We start from the raw sequence: 19,888 nt of genomic DNA, 5'->3' as shown, positions 1-19,888 counted from the left end.
TGCTGCGATTGCGAATTCAGATCGATTTGCAACCGAAATCGATCGATAGAAAGTGGTAATGAAGATTGCACCGGCTGCCGGTTTTTGCGTGTTGGTGCGGGCCCGGCATGCTAGCTTGCATGCCAACACAGAATCCGAGGGGACGACCGGTTGATCGACAAGCTTGAACTGCTGCTGGCGCTGGCGAAGGAGCGGCATTTCGGACGCGCGGCAGAGGCCTGCGGGGTCACCCAGCCGACCATGTCGACCGGGCTGAAGCAGCTCGAGGAGATCCTCGGCGTCATGCTGGTCCAGCGCGGCTCCCGCTTCCAGGGTTTCACCCCCGAGGGCGAACGGGCGCTGGACTGGGCGCGGCGGATCGTGGGCGACGCGCGGGCCATGCGCGACGAGATCAACGGGCTGAAGCACCAACTCTCCGGCGAGATCCGCATCGCCGCGATCCCGACCGTGCTCGGCATGGTCGCCGCGCTGACGACGCCGTTCCGCGCGAGGCATCCCGAGGTGCGCTTCCGCATCCAGTCGACGACGTCATCCGAGGTGCTGGGCCTGCTCGAAAATCTCGAGGTGGATGCGGGGCTGACCTATATCGAGAACGAGCCGATCGGCAAGGTGCGCACCATTCCGCTCTACAACGAGAGCTATCGTCTGCTCACCGCGCCGGATGCGATGTTCGGCGACCGCGAGACGGTGACCTGGACCGAGGTCGGGCAGGTGCCGCTCTGCCTGCTGACGCCCGACATGCAGAACCGCCGCATCATCGACCGCGCGCTGCGCTCGGTCGGCGCGGAGGCGACGCCGACGCTAACCTCGAACTCGCTCCTGGTGCTGTTCACGCATGTGAAGACGGGACGCTGGGCCAGCGTGATGCCGGCCAAGCTCGCCGAGACGCTCGGCCTGTCCGATACGGTGCGCTCGATCCCGATCGTCGACCCCGAGGTCAATTACAGCATCGGCATGGTGATCCCGCAGCGCGATCCGATGACGCCGCTGATCGCGGCGCTGGTCAATGTCGCGCGGGAAGTCGCGCCGTCGCTGCAATTGTAGGGTCAGGCCGCCGCCGATATCCCGGACGCCGCCTTGACGGCGTCACGCGGCAGGGTCACGCGGACGACGGTGCCGACATCGATCTTCGAGCGCAGCCGCATCGAGCCGCCGTGGAGCTGCGCCAGCGAGCGGGCGATGGCGAGGCCCAGCCCCGAGCCGTGATAGGTCTTGGTGAGCTGGCTCTCGACCTGCTCGAACGGGCGTCCGAGCCGCGCCAGCGAATGCGGCGCGATGCCGATGCCTGTGTCGGCGATCATCAGCACGATCCTGTCGTCGAGCTGCCGGCTGCGCACCACGATCCGTCCGCCGTCGGGCGTGAACTTCACCGCGTTGGAGAGCAGGTTGACGATGATCTGCTTGGTGGCGCGGCGATCGGCGACGACCGAGATCGATGTCCCGATGTCGGCATCGAGCGTCAGGTGCTTGTCGTGAGCGCGGCCGGAGACGACGCGCAGGGATTCGGCGAGCGTCCGTGCGAGGTCGAGCTCTTCCATGTCGAGCTTCATGCGGCCGGCCTCGATCTTGGACATGTCGAGGATGTCGTTGATGACCTCGAGCAGATAGTGGCCGCTGGTCAGGATGTCCTGGCAGTATTCCTGGTACTTCTCGCTGCCGAGCTCGCCGAACATGCCGCTTCCCATGATCTCGGAGAAACCGATGATGGCGTTGAGCGGCGTGCGCAGCTCGTGGCTCATATTGGCGAGGAATTTCGACTTGGTCTGGTTGGCTTCCTCGGCTCGGGTCTTCTCGCGCTGGTACTTCTCGGCGAGGTCGGCGAGCTCGTTGGTCTGGCGTTCCAGGGCGGCCTGCGAGCGCTTGAGGTCGATGACGGTGGCGCGCAGGCGCAGATCGTTGTCGACCAGCTTCTGCTCGTGCTCCTTGATGCGGGTGATGTCGGTGCCGACCGAGACGTAGCCGCCGTCCTTGGTGCGGCGCTCGCTGATGTGCAGCCAGCTGCCGTCGTCGAGCTGGGCCTCGAAGGTGCGCGCGCCCGGGCCTTGGGCAGCGGTCTCGTTGTGGCGGGTGCGCACCTCCGGCATGCGGCCGACCTCGAGCACAGTCTCGTAGGAGGTGCCGGGGATGACGGCGCTGTCGGGCAGCTTGTGCAGGCGCTGGAAGTGCGAGTTGCAGAGCACGAGGCGGTCGCTCGCGTCCCACAGCACGAAGGCCTCTGGAATGGTCTCGATGGCGTCGCGCAGCCGCAGATCCGCTTCGACGGTCCGCTCGGCGAGGCTCTTCTGCTCGGTGATGTCGACGGCGATGCCGATCAGATGCACGCTGGAATCGGTCGCGCCGCTGGTCTTTTCGCAGCGGACGCGGAGCCAGATCCAGTGACCGTCGACGTGCTGCATGCGGAAGGTCTGGTCGATGTGGTCGATCTTCTCGGAGATGAGCTGGTCGGCGATCTCGAACAGGTCGATGTCGTCGGACTTCACCAGCGCATTGACCTCGCCGAAGGTGAGGAGCTCGTTGCGGCCGTCGAGGCCGAGCATCGAGAACATCGATTGCGACCAGAAGATCCGGCCGCGCGACAGGTCCCAGTCCCACAATCCGCAGCGGCCGCGGTTCAGCGCGGTGTCGATCCGGCTGCGCACGGCGTCGTTGATGAGGTCGCCCTCGCGGGCGCGGGTGGACTGCCAGTGGAAGGCAAAGCCCAGGATCAGGACGACGAAGCCGGTGGTCGCCGACAGCGTCACCGACAACGCGGCGTCCGAGCCCCAGATCGGCTCGTTGCGCTCCTGGATCACGGTGACGAAGCCGGGCAGCGACTTGATCTGCCGCGAGGTGGCCATCGCGGCATTGCCGCTCGGCAGCGTCATGTCGGAGACGTTGCCGTCGCGCGGCGGCGCCGCGAGCAGCTGCGCCGTGGTGATGGCATCGAGCAGGCGGTCATTGCCGGAAGGGTCGCTGTCGATGGGAATGCGGGCGAGGAGGCGGCGATCGATCCCGGCCGAGGTGACGATGACGTGGCGGCCGGAGGCCGTGCCCCAGGACGGGATCAGGTCGGGCAGCAGCGTCGGCAGGCGCTCGATGTTCTTCTGCCGATCGATCCGCGCCGAGGTGAGGCGGTCGATGCGCTCGGCAAGCAGGTCGGCGAGCGCGGAGATGTCATGCCTGATCACCAGCCGCTTCTGGCGCGTCTGATCGACGACCTGCACGAACGCGCCGAGGCAGATCGTGATCAGGAATGCGATGATGAGCGTCGGCACGGCACGGCGCAACGCCGGCTCCGCGATCAGGAGCCGGTGATAGGCAGGTTTCGCGATCGATTGCGCCAATCCCTTGATCGAATCGGATTGGACGCACGCGTTCGCGGCGTCTGCACGCGACATGCCTTCGGCCCCCTGAAAACTAGCTTGCAACTTGAGTTCGGAGGCAGCCCCACGTCGCTTCCGAATCAGACCGATTTGAATCCAGTTTTGCCGGGCTGTCGAGAGTCAACGAATCGTTAACGCGAAATTATTCTTATCCAACGCGCAGTTTGCGCATCGCGCGTCCGCAAACCCACGGGCGCGAGGAGTCCGAAACGAGAACGTGTAACTCCGCGCACATCCTGCGTCATGCGCGCGGCGGCTCGGCGTGACTGATGACGCGCTTCACGCTCGGGAACGCGCGGCGCAATGCGCGCTCGATCGCATCGACATGCTCGTGCACCCTGATCACGCTCATCGACGGCGCAGCGCGGCAGTGGAAGTTGACGATCTCGCCGGCATCGGTGTTGCGGACGCGCACATTATGGATGTCGTGGATCTCGCCTTCGCCGGCGAACTCGGCCAGCGCGGCGGCGATGGTCTGTACCCTCTCCGGCGCGGCATCCACGCCGAACGGCAATTCCGGTTCCAGCGGCTCGATGTGGACGTCGACCTCGACGTCCTCGCCGAACTCCTCCTGGATGTTGCGCTCCAGCGTGTTGGCGACGTCATGGGCCGCGTCGAGCCGCATCCCGGCGTCGACCTCGAGATCGATGCTGACGATCAGCTTGGCGCCCAAATCTTGATTCGTACTCAAGTCGTGCACCGTGACGTGGTGGATGGCGAGGCTCGAATTGCGCGCGATCACCATGATGCGGTCGCGGACGGTCTCGTTGTTGCGCGCGACCGGGACCGGGGTGAAGGTGAGGTCGGCGTCACCGAACGCCTTGTCGAGGGCGGCCTGTGCCTTGCGCTTGATGTCCTCGACGCGGTCGATCGGGTAGGTCCGCGGCACCTTTGCGATGGTGTCGATGAAGGTGGTCGCCCCGACCATGCGCACGCGCAGCCGCTCGACGTCGATCACGCCTGCTACACTGCGGATCGCGGCCCTGGCCTTTTCCTGCGCGCCCTCCGGCGCGCGGTCGAGCAGCGTCTGCACGGTCGAGCCGGCCATGCGCAGGCCGAGCGCGGCGATCATCACGGCGACCGCGGCGGCGGCCGCGGCATCGCCCCACCAGAAGCCGAGGGCGGCGAGGATCAGGCCCACGATGACGGCGCAGGAGCCCATGACGTCGGAGGCGAAGTGCAGCGCATCGGCGGCGAGCGCCTGGCTCCGGGTCTCGCGCGCGGCGCGGTGCAGGGCGCGGGCACGCCAGAGATTGACGGCAATGTCGGCCACCAGCACCACGAACGGCACGGCCGAGATGGTCGGCGGCGGTGTTCCCTCGCGCAACCGGCTATAGGCTTCGACCAGGATGCCGCCGGCGAGCACGTAGAGCAGGGCGGTGACGCCCAGCGCCGAGATGCTCTCCAGCTTGCCGTGGCCGTAATGGTGCTCCTCGTCCGCCGGCTTGTCGGACACCCGCACCACTGCCCAGGTGATGATGGTCGCGATCAGGTCGATCGAGGAGTGCAGGGCCTCGGAGATCAGCGCCAGCGAGCCGATCGCCACGCCCACCACGAACTTGGCCGCCGCCATGCCGCCGCTGGCGAAGATCGAGATGGCCGCGACCGACGTTTTGTTGTGCTGTGCGCTCATGGCGGGGATTTAGCAGGGCGGGGGTGAACATCAAGCGGCGATCCACAGCTCTAGTCGCAAGTGAGTTGCAGGAGCGGATGCTTCCTCGGCCTCGTCATTCCGGGGCGCCGAAGGCGATCCCGGAATCTCGAGATTCCGGGTTTGCCCTTCAGGCGCCCCGGAATGACATCTACGGCACCGTCACCACGATCTTTCCCAGATGCTTGTTCGCCTCCATGTGCTCGAACGCCTTGTCGATGTCGTCGAACGCGTACACCTTGTCGATCGGCAATTGCAGCTTGCGCGACTCCACCGCGCCCCAGATGTCCTTGCGGACCTCATCGAAGATCTCGCGGACTTCCTCGATGGTGCGGGTGCGGAAGGTGACGCCGATATAGCTGATGCGGCGCGCGGCATGCAGGTCGAAGTTGAAATCGGCATGGGTGCCGCCGAGCCGGCCGACATTGACGATGCGGCCCAAAACCTTGGTCGCGGCGAGGTTCTGGTTGGCGAGCTTGCCCGAGACCTGGTCGACGATGAGGTCGACGCCTTCGCCGTTCGTCGCCTTCAGCACCTCGTCCACCCATTTGGGGTCGGAGGAATCGACCGCGAGGTCGGCGCCATATTCCTTCAGCCGGCCGCGGCGATAGGGATCGGTCGACGAGCCGATCACGAGCTTTGCGCCCTTGAGCTTTGCAATTTGCATCGCCATCAGGCCGACGCCGGAGCTGGCGCCCTGGATCAGCACGGCTTGCCCGGGCTGCACGCCGCCGACGGTGACGACGGCGTTGTGCATGGTCGCCAGCGCGACGGGGAGGGTGGCGGCCTCCTCGAAATTCATGTTCGAAGGCGCGCGGAATAGCCGGCCGTGATCGGCCAGCGTGTATTCGGCAAACGCTGCGCCGCCCGATCCCATGATGCGGTCGCCGATCTCTAAGCCCTTTGCATCGGGCCCGAGCTCGGCGACCTCGCCGGCCCATTCCATCCCGAGCACGGTGCCGACGCCGCCGGCCGCACCATGAGCGTGGCCCTTGCGCATGCCGGTATCGGCGCGGTTGAGGCCACAGGCGCGGACCTTCACCAGCACCTGCGTGCCTTTGGGTTTTGGTTGAGCGACGTCGGAAATTCGAGCGCCCTCAGGGCCGTAGACGTAAGCCTTCATGAATTACTCTCGCTTCTTGCCGTGACTATTCCGCCGCTTCGCGTTGCGGCTGAAAGATCATGCCTTCGAGCCGGCTGCGGATGATTGCCTCCGCCTCGCGCACGATGCGGGAGACGAGCTCGGCGCAGCTCGGGATGTCCTGGATCAGGCCCTGCACCTGGCCGGCCGACCAGATGCCTTCGTCGGAATTGCCGGTGGCGTAGACCATCTTGCCGCGGGCACCGGCAACGAGCTCGCGGATATCCTCGAACTTGGCGCCCTCCTTCTCCATCGCGACGACCTTGGTCGAGACGGCGTTCTTGGCGACGCGCGAGGTGTTGCGCATGGTGCGGAAGATCAGCTCGGTCTCGCGCTCGTCATTGGCGACGATCTTCTCCTTGATGGACTGGTGGATCGGGCTCTCCTTGGTCGCCATGAAGCGGGTGCCCATGTTGATGCCATCGGCACCCAGCGCCAGCGCTGCGACGAGACCGCGCGCATCGGCAAAGCCGCCGGAGGCGATCATGGGGATCTTGACCTTGTTGGCGGCGGCCGGGATCAGGATCAGGCCAGGGGTGTCGTCTTCACCGGGATGCCCGGCGCATTCAAAACCGTCGATCGAGATGGCGTCGACGCCCATCCGCTCGGCCGAGAGGGCGTGGCGGACGCTGGTGCATTTGTGCACGACCTTGACGCCGTGCCGTTTGAACTCGTCGACATGCTCCTGCGGCTTGTTGCCGGCGGTCTCGACCACCTTGATGCCGGCCTCGATGATGGCGGCGCGGTATTCGGCGTAAGGCGGCGGCTTGATCGCGGGCAGGATGGTGAGGTTGACGCCGAACGGCTTGTCGGTGAGGTCGCGGCAGCGCGCGATCTCCTTCGTCAGGTCCTCCGGCGTCGGCTGCGTCAGTGCCGTGATGAAGCCGAGCGCGCCGGCATTGGCGACGGCAGCGACCAGCTCGGCACGCCCGACCCATTGCATACCGCCCTGGACGATCGGGTGCTCGACGCCGACGAGCTTGGTGAACCGTGTCTGCAACATGATGCGTTTCCCCCGAGCCCCGCGTGGCGCTCTGTTATTGCTTGATGGCGGCAGGATGCCGCTGGGGGTGGGAAAAGTCTATTGCGGGGGTGTGCAGCGAAGGCGGGACCTCATGCGGCGATGAGGGAGATTCCGCGGGGCGGACAATTTCCGATGCCCCTATCCAAGAGAGAGAAAGGCGCTCCCACATTCTTCGCCGTCGTCCCGGCGAAGGCCGGGACCCATAACCACAGGCAGAGGTTTGGCGAAGATTCGTTGTTCGGTATTCCGACCGCCCACAATCGACAGACCTCGCGGTATGGGTCCCGGCCTTCGCCGGGACGACACCGGGGAGGTACCTGTACCGCTACTCCGCCGACAGCCGCACCATCTGCCGGCCGCCGTTCATTTCCTTCAGCCGGTTGACGAAGTTTTCCGGACGTTGCCAGCGGTTGGGGACCTCGAGGCCCATGAATTCGGCGATGTCGCCGATGAAGCCGGTGCAGTTGGCGGTCTCGGCGTTCCAGACCGGCGAGTTCGCCTGCAATTTCTTGATGTAGGCGAACACGCGCTTGGCGTCAGCCTCGTTCAGGTAGACCCGGTAGTTCGCGGTCAGATATTCCGGATCGAGATCGCCGTAGCTCGGGCCGGTCTCGGACGGCACGAAGGTGATGTGACCGAGCACGTAAGCGAGCGTCTCGCCGGCCGGCGTGAGGCCCGCGACCTCGACCGCCTTCTCGCTGGTCTTGCCGTACCAGACGAAGGCGTGGCCCCAGCTCGCCGCCGTCCGGGCGCGGAAGTCGACGTAGTAAGGGCCTTTCTCCGCGCGCGCGACGGGACGCCGCGTCGCTTGCGGCTGAGGTCGCGATGCGGTCTCGGTGGTAGCAAGCGCGTTGGCTTCGGCAACGCGCTTGTTCGCTTCGTGGGCCGAGGCCGTGGGCGTCGTGCATGCGATCATCGCCGCGAGGGCGAGCCCCGCGAGAATGCAGGATCCCGATCGATCAGCTTTGTTCGTCACGCGATGCCCCCTTCGACTGTCGGCCGCTTACGCTAGACTCTGCGCGTCAGTAGCGCGCCGCGACCGGGCCGGGGGCCTTGCCGATCGGGGCCTTGCCGACCGGGCTCTTGCCAATCGGCATCTTGCCGATCGGCGGCTGCTCCGCCGGATAGACCGGCACGGGCTGGCGGCGCGGCAGATCTGCGGCATTGGCGGCCGTCACCAGAGCAAGCGTAGCGCCCAGAACAAATACAATCTTCTTCACAGTCATACCCCTAGAAGGTTTGGTCCAAACACGGCGGTGCCGTGCCCCCAGACACGCCTCACAGAAGGGCGGCCGAATGCGTCCAAGTTGCGGCGAGCGCGGGACATGTTGGCGGCATTGATCGGACGCGCGCAGATGTGATGTGTCTGGATGTTTCGGAGGGCGGGCGGCGGTGTCGTAGCCCGGATGAGCGCAGCGATATCCGGGGTGCTTTGCGGATCGTCCGTCCCCGGATGTCGCTTCGCTCATCCGGGCTACAGCAGCTGTGCTCACCCGATCCGGTTTAAACTATTCCGGATCGTCGCGAAGATGCCGCCGATGTCCTTGCGCAAGGCATCGAGCGTGTTGAAGTTCTCGAAGACGCGGGCGAGGCGGTCTTCGACCTCGCGCTTGCTTTTCGTCAGCGCATCGACGCGCGAGGCCAGCGTCACGCCCGCGTTCGCCTCGATCTCGCCGACGGTTTTGGCGAGGAGGTCGCGGGTGGTGCTGACCTCCGCGATCATGGCCTCGATGCCGAACACCGGAGCCTTCAGCGGGACGAGGTCGGCCTGCGACTTCGACAGCTCGGTCTTGAAGGTGTTCAGCGTCGCCAGCGTCTCCTGCAACGCGCCGAGGCGCTGGCGCGACTGAAGAACGAAATCGTTCAGCGCATTCTGGCGCTCGGTGAGGCTCTTGCCGTCGCCATCGGTCTCGACCTCCGCGATGGCGCGTTCGAGCTGGACCCGGCGCTGACCGAGCTCCTCGAAATCGAGCCGGATGCCCTTCAGGATGTTGAAGCTGTCGTCGATGCGGGCGAGGCGCTGCTCGATCTCGATCTTGTTCTTCGAAAGCGTCTCGACGCGGCCGCCGAGCGGCGCTTCGCCGCCGGTCTCGAGCTCGTCGATGCTTTTTTCGAGGCGGTCATGGCTGAGGCTGAGCTCGCCGATCAGGGCATTGATGCCGGCATCGGTCGAGCGCAGCGGCGTCAGCTCGGCATGGGATTTCGCCAGATCCTCCTTGTACTGATTGAGGGTCGCGAACGTGTCCTGGACCGCACTCACCCGCGTCAGCAGTGCCGACACGTCGCGCGCGATGTCCTTCAGACGGTCGGCGAGGTTGTTCTTGCGGTCGTCGGTCTCGAGGTCGTGCAGGGAGCGTTCGAGCTGGTTCTGGCGGTCGCGGATCTCGGTGAAGACGGGCTCGACCGCACGGCGCTGATCGGCGACCTTGCCGACCATCTCGCGCAGCGCCTGCTGGCGGCGGCGGATCTCGGCGAGCTGGTCGTGCATGTCGGTGGCCTCGTTGCGGCCCTGCTGCAACAGCGCGCGCTGCTCGGTCTCGCCGAGCTTGTCGTGAAGGGCGGAGACGGCCTCCCGTGGATCGCTCTCGATCAGGTGCTGGACGGTGGCGTCGAGGTGGTTTTGCAGGGCGTGGGCGACGACGACGTCTTCCCGGGTCTTCTTCAGGCGGTCGCGCAGCGTGTCGAGGCGCCGGTCCTGGCGCGAGAGCCGCCAGGCGGTTGCGCCGATCAGCGCCAGGCCTGCGGCCGGGATCGTGCCGGCCGCGATGCGTTGCGGCATCGACAGGGCCGCGAACCAGGCCGGCAGGTGACCGACGTCGTAACCGAACGCCTGCTGGGCGAGGATCGCGATGGCGGCGAGCAGGGCAAACCAGGCAACCAGGAAAAACAGCCACATCGTGAATTCCTCACGCCGGCACACATTTTCGCCATAGTTGCTATTGGAGAGCGGAACCGAGATCAAGGGGCGCGGCGGCCTACGGATCGCGCGATCCACGGTTGGTTGCGTCCGCCGATTGCTGGAGGACGTTGCTGGGATTGCCGGGTTTTCCCGCGCCCCGGAATGACAGAGAGGGCTACAGCCGAAACTCGTTGGTGAGCTCGCCGATGCCGTCGATCGCAACGGTGACCGTATTCACCGGCTCCTTCATCACGCCGACGCCGACCGAGGTGCCGACCGCGATGAGGTCGCCGGGGAGCAGGGTCATGTCGTGGGAGATCTTGCTGACCAGTTCCTGCGCGGTGAGGATCATGTCCGAGATCGGATAGTTCTGCCGCTCGGCGCCGTTGAGGATGGTGCGCACGTTGAGTTTTGCCGGATCGAGGCCGGTCGCGATCACGGGACCGAACGGGCCGTAATCGTCGATACCCTTGGCGCGCGCCCATTGCGGGAAAGTGGGATCGCTGGTCAGGATGTCGTTGGCGGTGATGTCGTTGACGCAGGTGTAGCCGAAGATGAAGCCGTCGGCTTCGGCAGGCGACACGCGGGAACAGGTCTTGCCGACGACGATGCCAAGCTCGCCTTCGTATGTCGTCTTGCCGTCGTAATAAGAGGGGCGACGGATCACGGCGCCGGGCGTCGTGATGCTGGTGGTGGCCTTCAGCAGATAGAGCGGCTCCGGCGGCTCAGGCTGGTTCAGTTTGGCCGCGAGTGCGTGGAAGTTATTCCAGAGCGCGACGATCTTGCTGGGCGCGCAGGGCGCGAGCAGCTCGACCTCCGACGGCGCTAAAGTCTTGCCGGTCGCCGTGTTGCGGCCGAACATCTCGCCCTCATGCACGCTGATGCCCGAGGATGTCAGCGTGCCGAAGCCGGTCGTGCCGCCATGGCGAAAACGGAGCCAGTGCTTGATCTCGCCCGCCATCACGCCACCGCCAGTGCGCGCGGATCTGATGGCGCGGAGGTGCCGTCATAGAGGCCGGCGATGCGGGCGCGCTGGGTCACCATCGCCAGCACCGAGTCGAGCGCGGGCGTCGCGATGCCGGTGAGGCGGCCCATCTCCTGCACGACGGTGACGAGCGGGTCGATCTCCATCGGGCGGCCACGCTCGAGATCCTGCAGCATCGAGGTCTTGTGCGCGCCGACCTTGCGTGCGCCCTCGATGCGGCGCTCGACGTCGACGCGGAATTTGACGCCGAAGGTCTCGGCGATGCCTTGGGTCTCCACCATGATCGCGCGCGACAGCGCGCGTGTGGCGGGATCAGTGCAGATCACGTCGAGCGTGGCGTGGGTCAGCGCGCTGATCGGGTTGAAGCAGACATTGCCCCAGAGTTTTAGCCAGATCTCGTCGCGGATGCGGTCGAGCACCGGGGCCTTCAGGCCGGCTGCGACGAACAGGTCCGCGAGGCGCTGCACGTCGGACGTGATCTCGCCGGAGGGCTCGCCGAGCGGAAAATTGTTGCCGTAGACATGGCGGATCACGCCGGGCGCCTCGATCTCGGTGGCGGGATAGACGATGCAGCCGATGGCGCGCTCGGCGCCGATCTCGCGCCATTGCCGAGCGCCGGGGTCGATGCTCTCCAGCGTCGAGTTCTCGTATTGGCCGCCGTGCTTGTAGAAATACCAATAGGGGATGCCGTTGACGGCGGTGACGATGCGGGTGTGGGGCCCGAGCAGCGGCTGCATCTTCTCGATCACCCCGGTGATCGAATGCGCCTTCAGCGTGATGATGATGTAGTCCTGCACGCCGAGTTCAGTGGGATCGTCGGTGCAGCGCGGATGCACGGTGTGCGTCTCCTCGCCGGCGAGCAGCGTCAGGCCGCGCTCGCGCATCGCGGCGAGATGCGCGCCGCGTGCGACCAGGCTGACGTCGGCGCCCGCACGCGCGAGCTGAACCCCGAGATATCCGCCGATCGCGCCGGCGCCGTAGATGCAGATCTTCATGAAATCCTCGCGAGCAGAGACCGGAATTTGGGACGAAAGATCCGGTCCGGCTCGGAAGGATCCGAGCCGGGGCCGGTAGTCGCAGGGGAAGTGTTGCCGCTGTTTAGGCTGCCGCTTGCGGCGTGCCGTTGATCGCCTCGTCCATGGCAGCGGCGATGTCGCGCATGCTGATGACCGAGACGAGGCTGTAATCGTCGATGACCGGCAAATGGCGGATGTGATGCCGATTCATCAGGTGGCGAACATGCTCGATCGTATCCGAGGAGGTGCAGGACACGAGCTGCTGCACCGACACGAGCTGCGAGACCTTGACGTTGATGGCATTGGCGCCGTGCTCGGCGACGGCGCGCACCACGTCGCGCTCGGTGAACATGCCGACTGCGGTGTTGCCCTCGGAGCGGACCACGTCCTTGACCACCAGCGCGCTGATATTGTTGGCGCGCATCAGCTTGGCGGCGATACCCACCGTTTCGTTCATTCGCACCGTGACAACGCGCGGCGTCTTCTTGCGCAGAATGTCTCCGACCAGCATTGCGACCTCCCTGGGTGAATGACAGGTGAAGTGTGGTATACATAATGCCAATCGTCAAGCGCTGGATTTGGCTGATCCGAAAAATCTTGCGGCAGCAATACTGACGTTTGTCGTCGGCCAAAAAGAAAGGGGCGCATCGCTGCGCCCCTCTTTGAAAGCTCTGGTCTGTGGCGGCTTACGCCGTCTCGGTCTTGGCGCTGCCGGTCGCCGTGTCGGCGGTCTCGGCTTCCTTGCCGAGGATGAAGGAGCGGCGCAGCGGCTTGATGACGAACAGCGCCATCAGCGCGGCCGTTGCATTCAGCGCCACCGCCACCACGAACACGGCCTTCCAGCCATACGTTGCCGAGATCACGCTAGCGAGCGGGACGAGCAGGGAGGCGGTGCCCTTGGCGGTGTAGAGCATGCCGTTGTTGGTCGTTGCGAACTTCGAGCCGAAGGTGTCGCCGCAGGTCGCGGGGAACAGCGAGTAGATCTCGCCGAACACGCCGAAATACACCGCTGTCGCGAGCACGAAGACAACAGGATTTTGGCCATAAGCCGACAGCGTCAAGAGCATCACCGCGGCGGTGCCGAAGGCGATGAACATGGTGGGCTCGCGGCCGATCGTGTCGGAGACCCAGCCGAAGAAGGGGCGTCCGAAGCCGTCGAAGATGCGGTCGAGCGAGATCGCGAAGGTCAGCGCCGCCATCTGGAAGCCGGCGAGCGTCACCGGCGTGTCGGCGATCTTGTAGTCGTGCGCGATCGGGCCGATCTGCGCCGCAGTCATCAGGCCGCCGGAGGCGACCATGACGAAGACGAGGTACATCACCCAGAAAATAGGGGTACGCAGCACTTGCGGCGGGGTGAAGTCGATCTTGGTCTGCGGCAAATTGAGCTGCTTCTTCTTCGGTGGGATCGAGAGCCGTGGCGGCTGGATGAAAAAGGCGAGCACGAACACGATCAGGCCCTGGCCGATGCCGAAAGTGAGGAACGCCTGCTGGTAGCCGCTCGATGCGATCATGGTCGCGATCGGGACGATGGTGAGCGCGGCGCCCGCGCCGAAGCCCGCGGCGGTCGCGCCGGCGGCAAGGCCACGGCGGTCGGGAAACCATTTCAGCGCGTTGCCGACACAGGTGCCGTACACCGCGCCGGCGCCCATGCCGCCGACGATCGCGGCCGCATAGAGCAAAGTGAGCGAGTCGGCGTAGGAGTTGAGCACCCAGGACAGTGCGATCATCACGCCGCCGAACATGATGACGATGCGCGGGCCGTATTTGTCGACGAACCAGGCCTCGACCGGCACCAGCCAGGTCTCGGTGACGACGAAGATGGTGAAGGCGAGCTGGATCGCGGCGCGTCCCCAATGGTGCGCGGCATCGATCGGATCGACGAACAGCGTCCAGCCATATTGCAGGTTGGCGATCATCGCCATGCAGACGATGCCCATGGCGAGCTGGAGCCAGCGGAAACCGGTGCGAAGAGGCGCGGCCGTGACGGCGCCGTCCGTGCTGGAAATCATCAAGAAACCTCCCAACGCGCCTGATTGATTGCGGCTTGGGATTGCAAGATGACCCAGTGTCGCAAATGTTGTGGCTTATCGTCGCAAGCGCGGCGGGGAGCTTGGTATACCATATTCCAGAATGCAAGTCCTAACTTGGCTCCCCGCCCCAAGAAATTGCGGGTTCCATTCGGAAATACAGAAGGTCTGCCCAAAACGAAGAAAACGCCCGGCCGTGAGGCCGGGCGTCGTGTTTGGATCAACTGTTGGGGCGTGTCAGACGGTCGATTTCGCGACCACGACCTTGCGCCAGGGCTTGAGCACCGCGATCGCCAGCAGCGAAGCCAGGATATTGGCGCCGGCCGCGATGATGAACACGCTGTCCCAGGTGCCCGACGACTGCTGCATCAGGTTTGCGACCGGGACGAGCAGCGCGGCGGTGCCCTTGGCGGTGTAGAGCAGGCCGGCATTGGTGGTCGCGAACTTGGCGCCGAACGTGTCGGTGCAGGTCGAGGGGAATAGCGAGTAGATCTCACCCCAGGCGAAGAACACGAAGCCCGACAGCAGCACGAACCAGACCGGATCGTGACCCCAGAGATAGAGCATCCAGATGCCGAAGCCTTCCATGCCGAAGGCGAGGAACATCGTGTTCTCGCGGCCGATCATGTCGGAGATCCAGCCGAAGAACGGACGCGTCAGGCCGTTGAGCACGCGGTCGATGGTCGCTGCGAAGGTCACCGCGGTCATCGTCACCGCCATCAGCGTCACCGGCACGCTGTCGACCTTCCAGTCAACCGCGATCGGCTTCAGGTTCGCGGTGACCATCAGTCCACCCGCGCCGACGATCACGAACATGAAGTACATCAGCCAGAAGATCGGCTGGCGCAGCACTTCGGTCGGCTGATAGTTGCGCCGGGTCTGGATGATATTGGCATTCGCCACCACGTTCGGCACCTGGCCCGCTTTCGGTGCGAGCAGGAAGAAGGCGAGGAGGCAGATGATGATGCCTTGTCCGAGGCCGAAATAGAGGAAGGTGGTCTGGAATCCACTGTCCTTGATCATGGCCTGGATCGGCGCGACGGTCAGCGCGGAGCCCGCACCGAAGCCCGCCGCCGTAATGCCGGCGGCAAGACCGCGCTTGTCCGGAAACCACTTCAGCGCATTGCCGACGCAGGTGCCGTAGACGCCACCGGCGCCAATGCCTGCGATGATCATGCCGAGATAGTAGCCGTTGAGCGAGGTGGCCTGTGCGTTGATCGCCCAGCCGATGGCGCAGAGCACGCCGCCGACGAGAACCACGATGCGCGGACCGTATTTGTCGACGAACCATCCTTCAACCGGCACGAGCCATGTCTCGAACAGCACGAACAGCGTGAACGCCCACTGGATCGAAGCGCGATCCCAGCCGAACTTCTTCTGGATGTCAGGGACGAAGAACGTCCAGCCATATTGATAATTGGCGATCATCACCATCGCCGCCACACCGATCGCCAACTGAGCCCAGCGATAGGCATCGCTTACGCGTGCGGCACTAGGAGCCGCAGCCGACTGCACCATGTCCGTCATAAAAAACCCTCCCGAACGCGCCGATCATTTTTATGCATGCGCTGCTCGCATCCTGGTATTCATTATGCCAAGATTCAAGCGAAGGACTGGAGGGTGCGGCGAAATATCGCGGGATCAGTTCACATGCGCTTTGGCCGCGAAATTGTAAAGCCCCAATCGCTGCAGCGTGACAGCGGCCGCAGCGATGGTATGAACGTAAGTCATTGAATTTGTGAGATATATCGGCTGTCTCCGCGAGCCGAAAACGGGCTGTGGGAAGCCGATTCACCCTCGACTTTCAGCTGGCGCATGTCGGGGTTCGCAGCTCCGCTCGCATGGGATGCGCGTCGTCAGATGACTGCACGATTCCTGGAATTCTTTATTCCAGAAGTGCGGGGTGCGGCGAATCTGACGCGACCATCACGCCGGCCGCGCTTCACGCGAGCGACGTGCGCAGCCGGCTGTAGCCTTCCTGGATCGGGGACCAGAACAGGGCGACCAGGCCGAGCGCCATGATCGTGCTGACGAGGCCGTTGGAGAAGAACACGCCGAGCGAGCCCTGGGATCCCAGCAGCGATTGGCGGAACGCTTCCTCCGCCTTGTCGCCCAGCACGATGGCGAGCACCAGCGGTGCGAGCGGGTAGTTGCACTTCTTCAGGAGATAGCCGAGCACGCCGAACACGAGCATCAGCATCACGTCGAAGGTGCTGTTGTGCACCGAGTAGGCGCCGATCGCGCAGAGCACCAGGATCAGCGGGGCGATGATGCCGAAGGGCACGCGCAGGATCGCGGCGAAGATCGGCACGCAGGTGAGCACGACGATGAGGCCGGCGAGATTGCCGAGATACATCGACGCGATCAGGCCCCAGACGAATTCCTTCTGTTCGACGAACAGCATCGGGCCTGGCTGCAGGCCCCAGATCAACAATCCGCCAAGCAGCACGGCAGCCGTCGGCGAGCCGGGCACGCCAAGCGACAGCATCGGCAGCAGCGCCGAGGTGCCGGCGGCGTGCGCGGCCGTCTCCGGCGCGATCACGCCTTCGATCTCGCCCTTGCCGAAATTGTTGCCGCGCCGCGCCAGCCGCTTGGCGATACCGTAGCTCATGAAGGACGCCGGCGTTGCGCCCGCGGGCGTGACGCCCATCCAGCAGCCGATCAGGCAGGAACGCAGTGAGGTCATCCAGTAGGCGGGCAGTTCGCGCCAGGTCTGAAGCACGACGCGGAGGTTGATGCTGGCATTGCCGCCGCGGAATGCCAGCCCTTCCTCCATGGTCAGCAGGATCTCGCCGATGCCGAACAGGCCGATCACGGCGATCAGGAAGTCGAAGCCGTTGAGCAGCTCGGTAACCCCGAAGGTCAGCCGCAATTGTCCCGTGATGGAATCCAGCCCGACCGCTGCAAGCGCAAAGCCCACCATCATGGCCGCGATGGTCTTGAACGGCGGCTCCTTGCTGAGGCCGACGAAGCTGCAGAAGGCGAGGAAGTAGACCGCGAACTTTTCCGCCGGGCCAAATCGCAGCGCGAAGCCTGCGACCAGGGGCGCGACGAGCGTGATCATGATGACGGCAAACAGCGCGCCCACGAAGGAGGAGGTGAAGGCCGCCGTCAGGGCTTCGCCGGGTCTGCCCTGTTGCGCCATGGGATAGCCGTCGAAGGTGGTCGCCACGGACCATGGCTCGCCGGGGATGTTGAACAGGATCGAGGTGATGGCGCCGCCGAACAACGCGCCCCAATAGATGCAGGACAGCATGATGATCGCCGATGTCGGCGGCATGCTGAAGGTGAGGGGCAGCAGGATCGCCACGCCATTGGCGCCGCCGAGCCCCGGCAGCACGCCGATGATGACCCCGAGCGTGATGCCGATGATCATCAGCATGATGTTGTAGGGCTGCAGGGCGACCGCGAAGCCGTGAAACAGATTGGCCAACTCTTCCATATCAATACGTCCTGCAGCAGCAATTGAATGAATGCGTAGCTCTTACAGACCGAGCCAGTCCTCGAGCGGCCCCTTGGGAAGCGGGACCAGGAACCAGCGCTCGAAAACCAGATAGGTCACGACCGGCATGCCGACCGCGACCGCGACGACCGTCAGCCAGCGATAGCCGCCGAGCCAGCGCATGAACCAGGCGATGAACACCATCGAGGCGACGTAGAGGCCGACGAACGGCATCGAGCCGACATAGATCCCGGTGGGCACGACGACGCTCATGACCTGGCGAAGCTGTCCCCATTCCGCGAACAGCCGGCCGTCATCGCCGCGTTGCGCATGCCAGAGGTTGATGGCGCTCGCGCCGACGATGACGGCGCCGACATAGAAGGGGAAGAAGCCGGCACGCGGGCCTTCCGCGCCCCAGTTGATGCCGGCTTTCAGGCTGCCGAAGATCACGACCAGCCCGAAGACGCCGATCAGCAGCGCGATGCTGATTTCCAAGGTCTTGTGTGCCGGGCCGGATTCGGAGCCGGATCGTTCAGTCATGGGACCTCCAGGCGGAATCGCAAGTCTTCTGCGGTCGCGGCCGGCGGGAGGACGGCGAGCGTCCTTCGCCGTCGTCGATCTCGCGGCTCAGTTCCCCGGTGCGAGGAATCCGGCTTCCTTCATCAGGACCTCGTGGCGCTTCTCCTCCGCCTCGATCCACTTGGCGTAGTCGGCTCCAGTCAGGAAGGTCGTGTTGAAGGCGCCGCTCTTCATGAATTCCTGCCACTCCGGGGTGGCGCGGACCTTCTTGAACAACTCGACGTAATATTCGATCTGGTCCTTCGTGGCCTTGGGCGACATGAAGATGCCGCGCAGCATGAGATATTCCATCGCGAGGCCCTGCGACTTGCAGGTCGGAATATCCTTCCAGGCCTTGCCGTCGGCGATCGGCTCGTCATAGGCCATCGGCTGGGCGTCGAAGACGCAGAGCGGACGCAGCTTGCCGCCGCGCCATTGCGCGACCGCCTCGATCGGGTTGTTGACGGTGGAATCGACGTGATTGCCGACGAGCTGGACGGCGACTTCGCCGCCGCCCTTGTAGGGGATGTAGGTGAATTTCGCGTCGATCGCCTTCTCGATGCCGACCGTGATGATCTGGTCTTCCTGCTTCGATCCGGTGCCACCCATCTTGAACGAACCGCTCGGAGCCTTCTTCGCAGCGTCGACGTAATCCTTGACGCTGTTGTACGGCTTCTCGGCGTTGACCCAGAGCACGAATTCGTCGAGCGCCAGCATCGCGACCGGACTGAGATCCTTCCAGTTGAACGGGATACCCGTCGCCAGCGGCGTCGTGAACAGGTTCGACAGCGTGATGATGATCTTGTGCGGATTGCCCGACGACGTCTTCACGTCGAGGAAGCCTTCGCCGCCTGCGCCGCCGGCCTTGTTGATGACGACCAGTGGCTGCTTCATGAGATTGTGCTTGGTGACGATCCCCTGGATGGTGCGTGCCATCTGGTCGGCGCCGCCGCCGGTGCCCGCGGGCACGATGAACTCGACCGGACGGACCGGCTCCCAGGCCGCACGGCTTGCAGCGCTATTGGCGCACGACATCGCGATTGCCGCCAAAGCGACATTCAGAACGAATGGCTTCATTTTGTTTCTCTCCCTGTCGAACCTCGAACGCAGCCGCTCTCTGGCGGTTTGCGTCAGCCCATCTCGATTCAGATGCTCGGGGTCACCTTTTTGGTCGATCTCCCGATACAGTCCCAGCCAGCACTTTATGAGCAGGGGATAGGGCCCGGCATCCGCTCCTTTCGGCTAAGGTTCCGCCAAAGATCACGGCAAATGCGCTTCGCCCTCGATCGTTCCTGTTCCCGTCTTGCACCTTCGATTGGTGCAATTGTTCTTGGTTCCCGAATGGTATGCGAGATGCCAGCAGACAAACAATTGGATCAAAGGGTCATGTCGATGGACCAATCGTCGCAGTTGTGTTCGCGAGCGAGGCTCAAAAAGAAAATGGCCCCGACATGCGGGGCCATTTGATCGAACGTACGGGTCCACGAGACGTGTCCACTGGCGCGCCGTTTCGGCCGCGCGGGGAGGCCTTCTCAGAGGCCGAAGCGGGGCAGGTCGCCGTTGTGATTGGAGATTTCGGCGCTCGCCATCAGGAAGCGGTCGACCGCGGCCAGGAAACGGGCGAACAGCGAGGAGGAGGGGGCGAGGGCGACGGAGGCGGTCTTGGACATCGGAATTCCCTTTCTTGAGACGGTCAGTGTTCTGTCTCATTTCGAAGGGCAATCTATGTATACCAGATGCCAAGTACTATGGCTTAGTTTGCATGGCAGCATCTTTCATATTG

Annotated in this window: 17 protein-coding genes; 1 reads left to right on the top strand and 16 read right to left on the bottom strand. The window is 64.5% G+C overall.

What is annotated here, in order from left to right; genetic code table 11:
• The first annotated feature begins 150 nt into the window (after positions 1-150).
• A complete protein-coding gene (locus JQ592_RS01515; protein WP_211401157.1) occupies positions 151-1,044 on the top strand; it encodes a LysR family transcriptional regulator in 894 nt (297 codons plus the stop codon).
• Between the two features lie 2 nt (positions 1,045-1,046).
• Here the strand turns inward: JQ592_RS01515 and JQ592_RS01510 are convergent, their stop codons facing one another.
• The 16 genes from JQ592_RS01510 to JQ592_RS01435 all read right to left on the bottom strand — a co-directional run bounded on the left by JQ592_RS01510 (position 1,047) and on the right by JQ592_RS01435 (position 19,775).
• Positions 1,047-3,377 carry an ATP-binding protein gene (locus tag JQ592_RS01510; RefSeq protein ID WP_211401156.1) on the bottom strand — a complete coding sequence of 777 codons (2,331 nt, stop codon included), beginning with the start codon at positions 3,375-3,377 and terminating at the stop codon, positions 1,047-1,049.
• Between the two features lie 226 nt (positions 3,378-3,603).
• Positions 3,604-4,995: a cation-efflux pump gene (locus JQ592_RS01505; RefSeq protein ID WP_211401155.1), complete on the bottom strand. Its 1,392-nt coding sequence runs from the start codon at positions 4,993-4,995 to the stop codon at positions 3,604-3,606.
• A 169-nt stretch (positions 4,996-5,164) separates the two neighbouring features.
• Positions 5,165-6,136, bottom strand: coding sequence for a zinc-binding dehydrogenase (locus JQ592_RS01500; RefSeq protein WP_211401154.1), 972 nt, complete (start codon positions 6,134-6,136; stop codon positions 5,165-5,167).
• Positions 6,137-6,161: 25 nt separating this feature from the next.
• Positions 6,162-7,157 carry an NAD(P)H-dependent flavin oxidoreductase gene (locus tag JQ592_RS01495; RefSeq protein WP_211401153.1) on the bottom strand — a complete coding sequence of 332 codons (996 nt, stop codon included), beginning with the start codon at positions 7,155-7,157 and terminating at the stop codon, positions 6,162-6,164.
• A gap of 346 nt (positions 7,158-7,503) precedes the next feature.
• Positions 7,504-8,154: a hypothetical protein gene (locus tag JQ592_RS01490; RefSeq protein ID WP_211401152.1), complete on the bottom strand. Its 651-nt coding sequence runs from the start codon at positions 8,152-8,154 to the stop codon at positions 7,504-7,506.
• 46 nt (positions 8,155-8,200) lie between these two features.
• Complete coding sequence (locus tag JQ592_RS01485; RefSeq protein WP_211401151.1) at positions 8,201-8,404, bottom strand: hypothetical protein; 204 nt, start codon at positions 8,402-8,404, stop codon at positions 8,201-8,203.
• 263 nt (positions 8,405-8,667) lie between these two features.
• Positions 8,668-10,074, bottom strand: a complete 1,407-nt coding sequence (locus tag JQ592_RS01480; protein WP_211401150.1) for a hypothetical protein — start codon at positions 10,072-10,074, stop codon at positions 8,668-8,670.
• 178 nt (positions 10,075-10,252) lie between these two features.
• Complete coding sequence (locus tag JQ592_RS01475; RefSeq protein ID WP_211401149.1) at positions 10,253-11,038, bottom strand: fumarylacetoacetate hydrolase family protein; 786 nt, start codon at positions 11,036-11,038, stop codon at positions 10,253-10,255.
• Positions 11,038-12,057 (bottom strand): 2-dehydropantoate 2-reductase, encoded by a 1,020-nt coding sequence (locus JQ592_RS01470; RefSeq protein ID WP_211401148.1) that lies wholly within the window; start codon positions 12,055-12,057, stop codon positions 11,038-11,040. Before JQ592_RS01470 ends, JQ592_RS01475 begins: the two co-directional genes overlap by 1 nt.
• A 103-nt stretch (positions 12,058-12,160) precedes the next feature.
• Entirely contained in the window at positions 12,161-12,589 is a 429-nt protein-coding gene (locus JQ592_RS01465; RefSeq protein WP_211401147.1) for a CBS domain-containing protein, read from the bottom strand.
• A 175-nt stretch (positions 12,590-12,764) separates the two neighbouring features.
• Complete coding sequence (gene oxlT, locus JQ592_RS01460) at positions 12,765-14,087, bottom strand: oxalate/formate MFS antiporter (RefSeq protein ID WP_211401146.1); 1,323 nt, start codon at positions 14,085-14,087, stop codon at positions 12,765-12,767.
• 255 nt (positions 14,088-14,342) lie between these two features.
• Complete coding sequence (gene oxlT / locus JQ592_RS01455; protein ID WP_211401145.1) at positions 14,343-15,632, bottom strand: oxalate/formate MFS antiporter; 1,290 nt, start codon at positions 15,630-15,632, stop codon at positions 14,343-14,345.
• Between the two features lie 415 nt (positions 15,633-16,047).
• Positions 16,048-17,547, bottom strand: coding sequence for a tripartite tricarboxylate transporter permease (locus JQ592_RS01450; protein WP_211401144.1), 1,500 nt, complete (start codon positions 17,545-17,547; stop codon positions 16,048-16,050).
• A 42-nt stretch (positions 17,548-17,589) separates the two neighbouring features.
• Positions 17,590-18,087 (bottom strand): tripartite tricarboxylate transporter TctB family protein, encoded by a 498-nt coding sequence (locus tag JQ592_RS01445; RefSeq protein WP_211401143.1) that lies wholly within the window; start codon positions 18,085-18,087, stop codon positions 17,590-17,592.
• 87 nt (positions 18,088-18,174) lie between these two features.
• A complete protein-coding gene (locus tag JQ592_RS01440) occupies positions 18,175-19,182 on the bottom strand; it encodes a tripartite tricarboxylate transporter substrate-binding protein (protein ID WP_211401142.1) in 1,008 nt (335 codons plus the stop codon).
• 455 nt (positions 19,183-19,637) lie between these two features.
• Positions 19,638-19,775, bottom strand: coding sequence for a hypothetical protein (locus JQ592_RS01435; protein ID WP_211401141.1), 138 nt, complete (start codon positions 19,773-19,775; stop codon positions 19,638-19,640).
• Positions 19,776-19,888 lie beyond the last annotated feature (113 nt).

The sequence above is a fragment of the Bradyrhizobium iriomotense genome (assembly GCF_018129405.1).
Classification (GTDB): Bacteria; Pseudomonadota; Alphaproteobacteria; order Rhizobiales; family Xanthobacteraceae; genus Bradyrhizobium; species Bradyrhizobium iriomotense_B.
The sequence above is the reverse complement of the archived record's forward strand: the minus strand, read 5'-3'. Positions and strand labels throughout refer to the sequence as shown.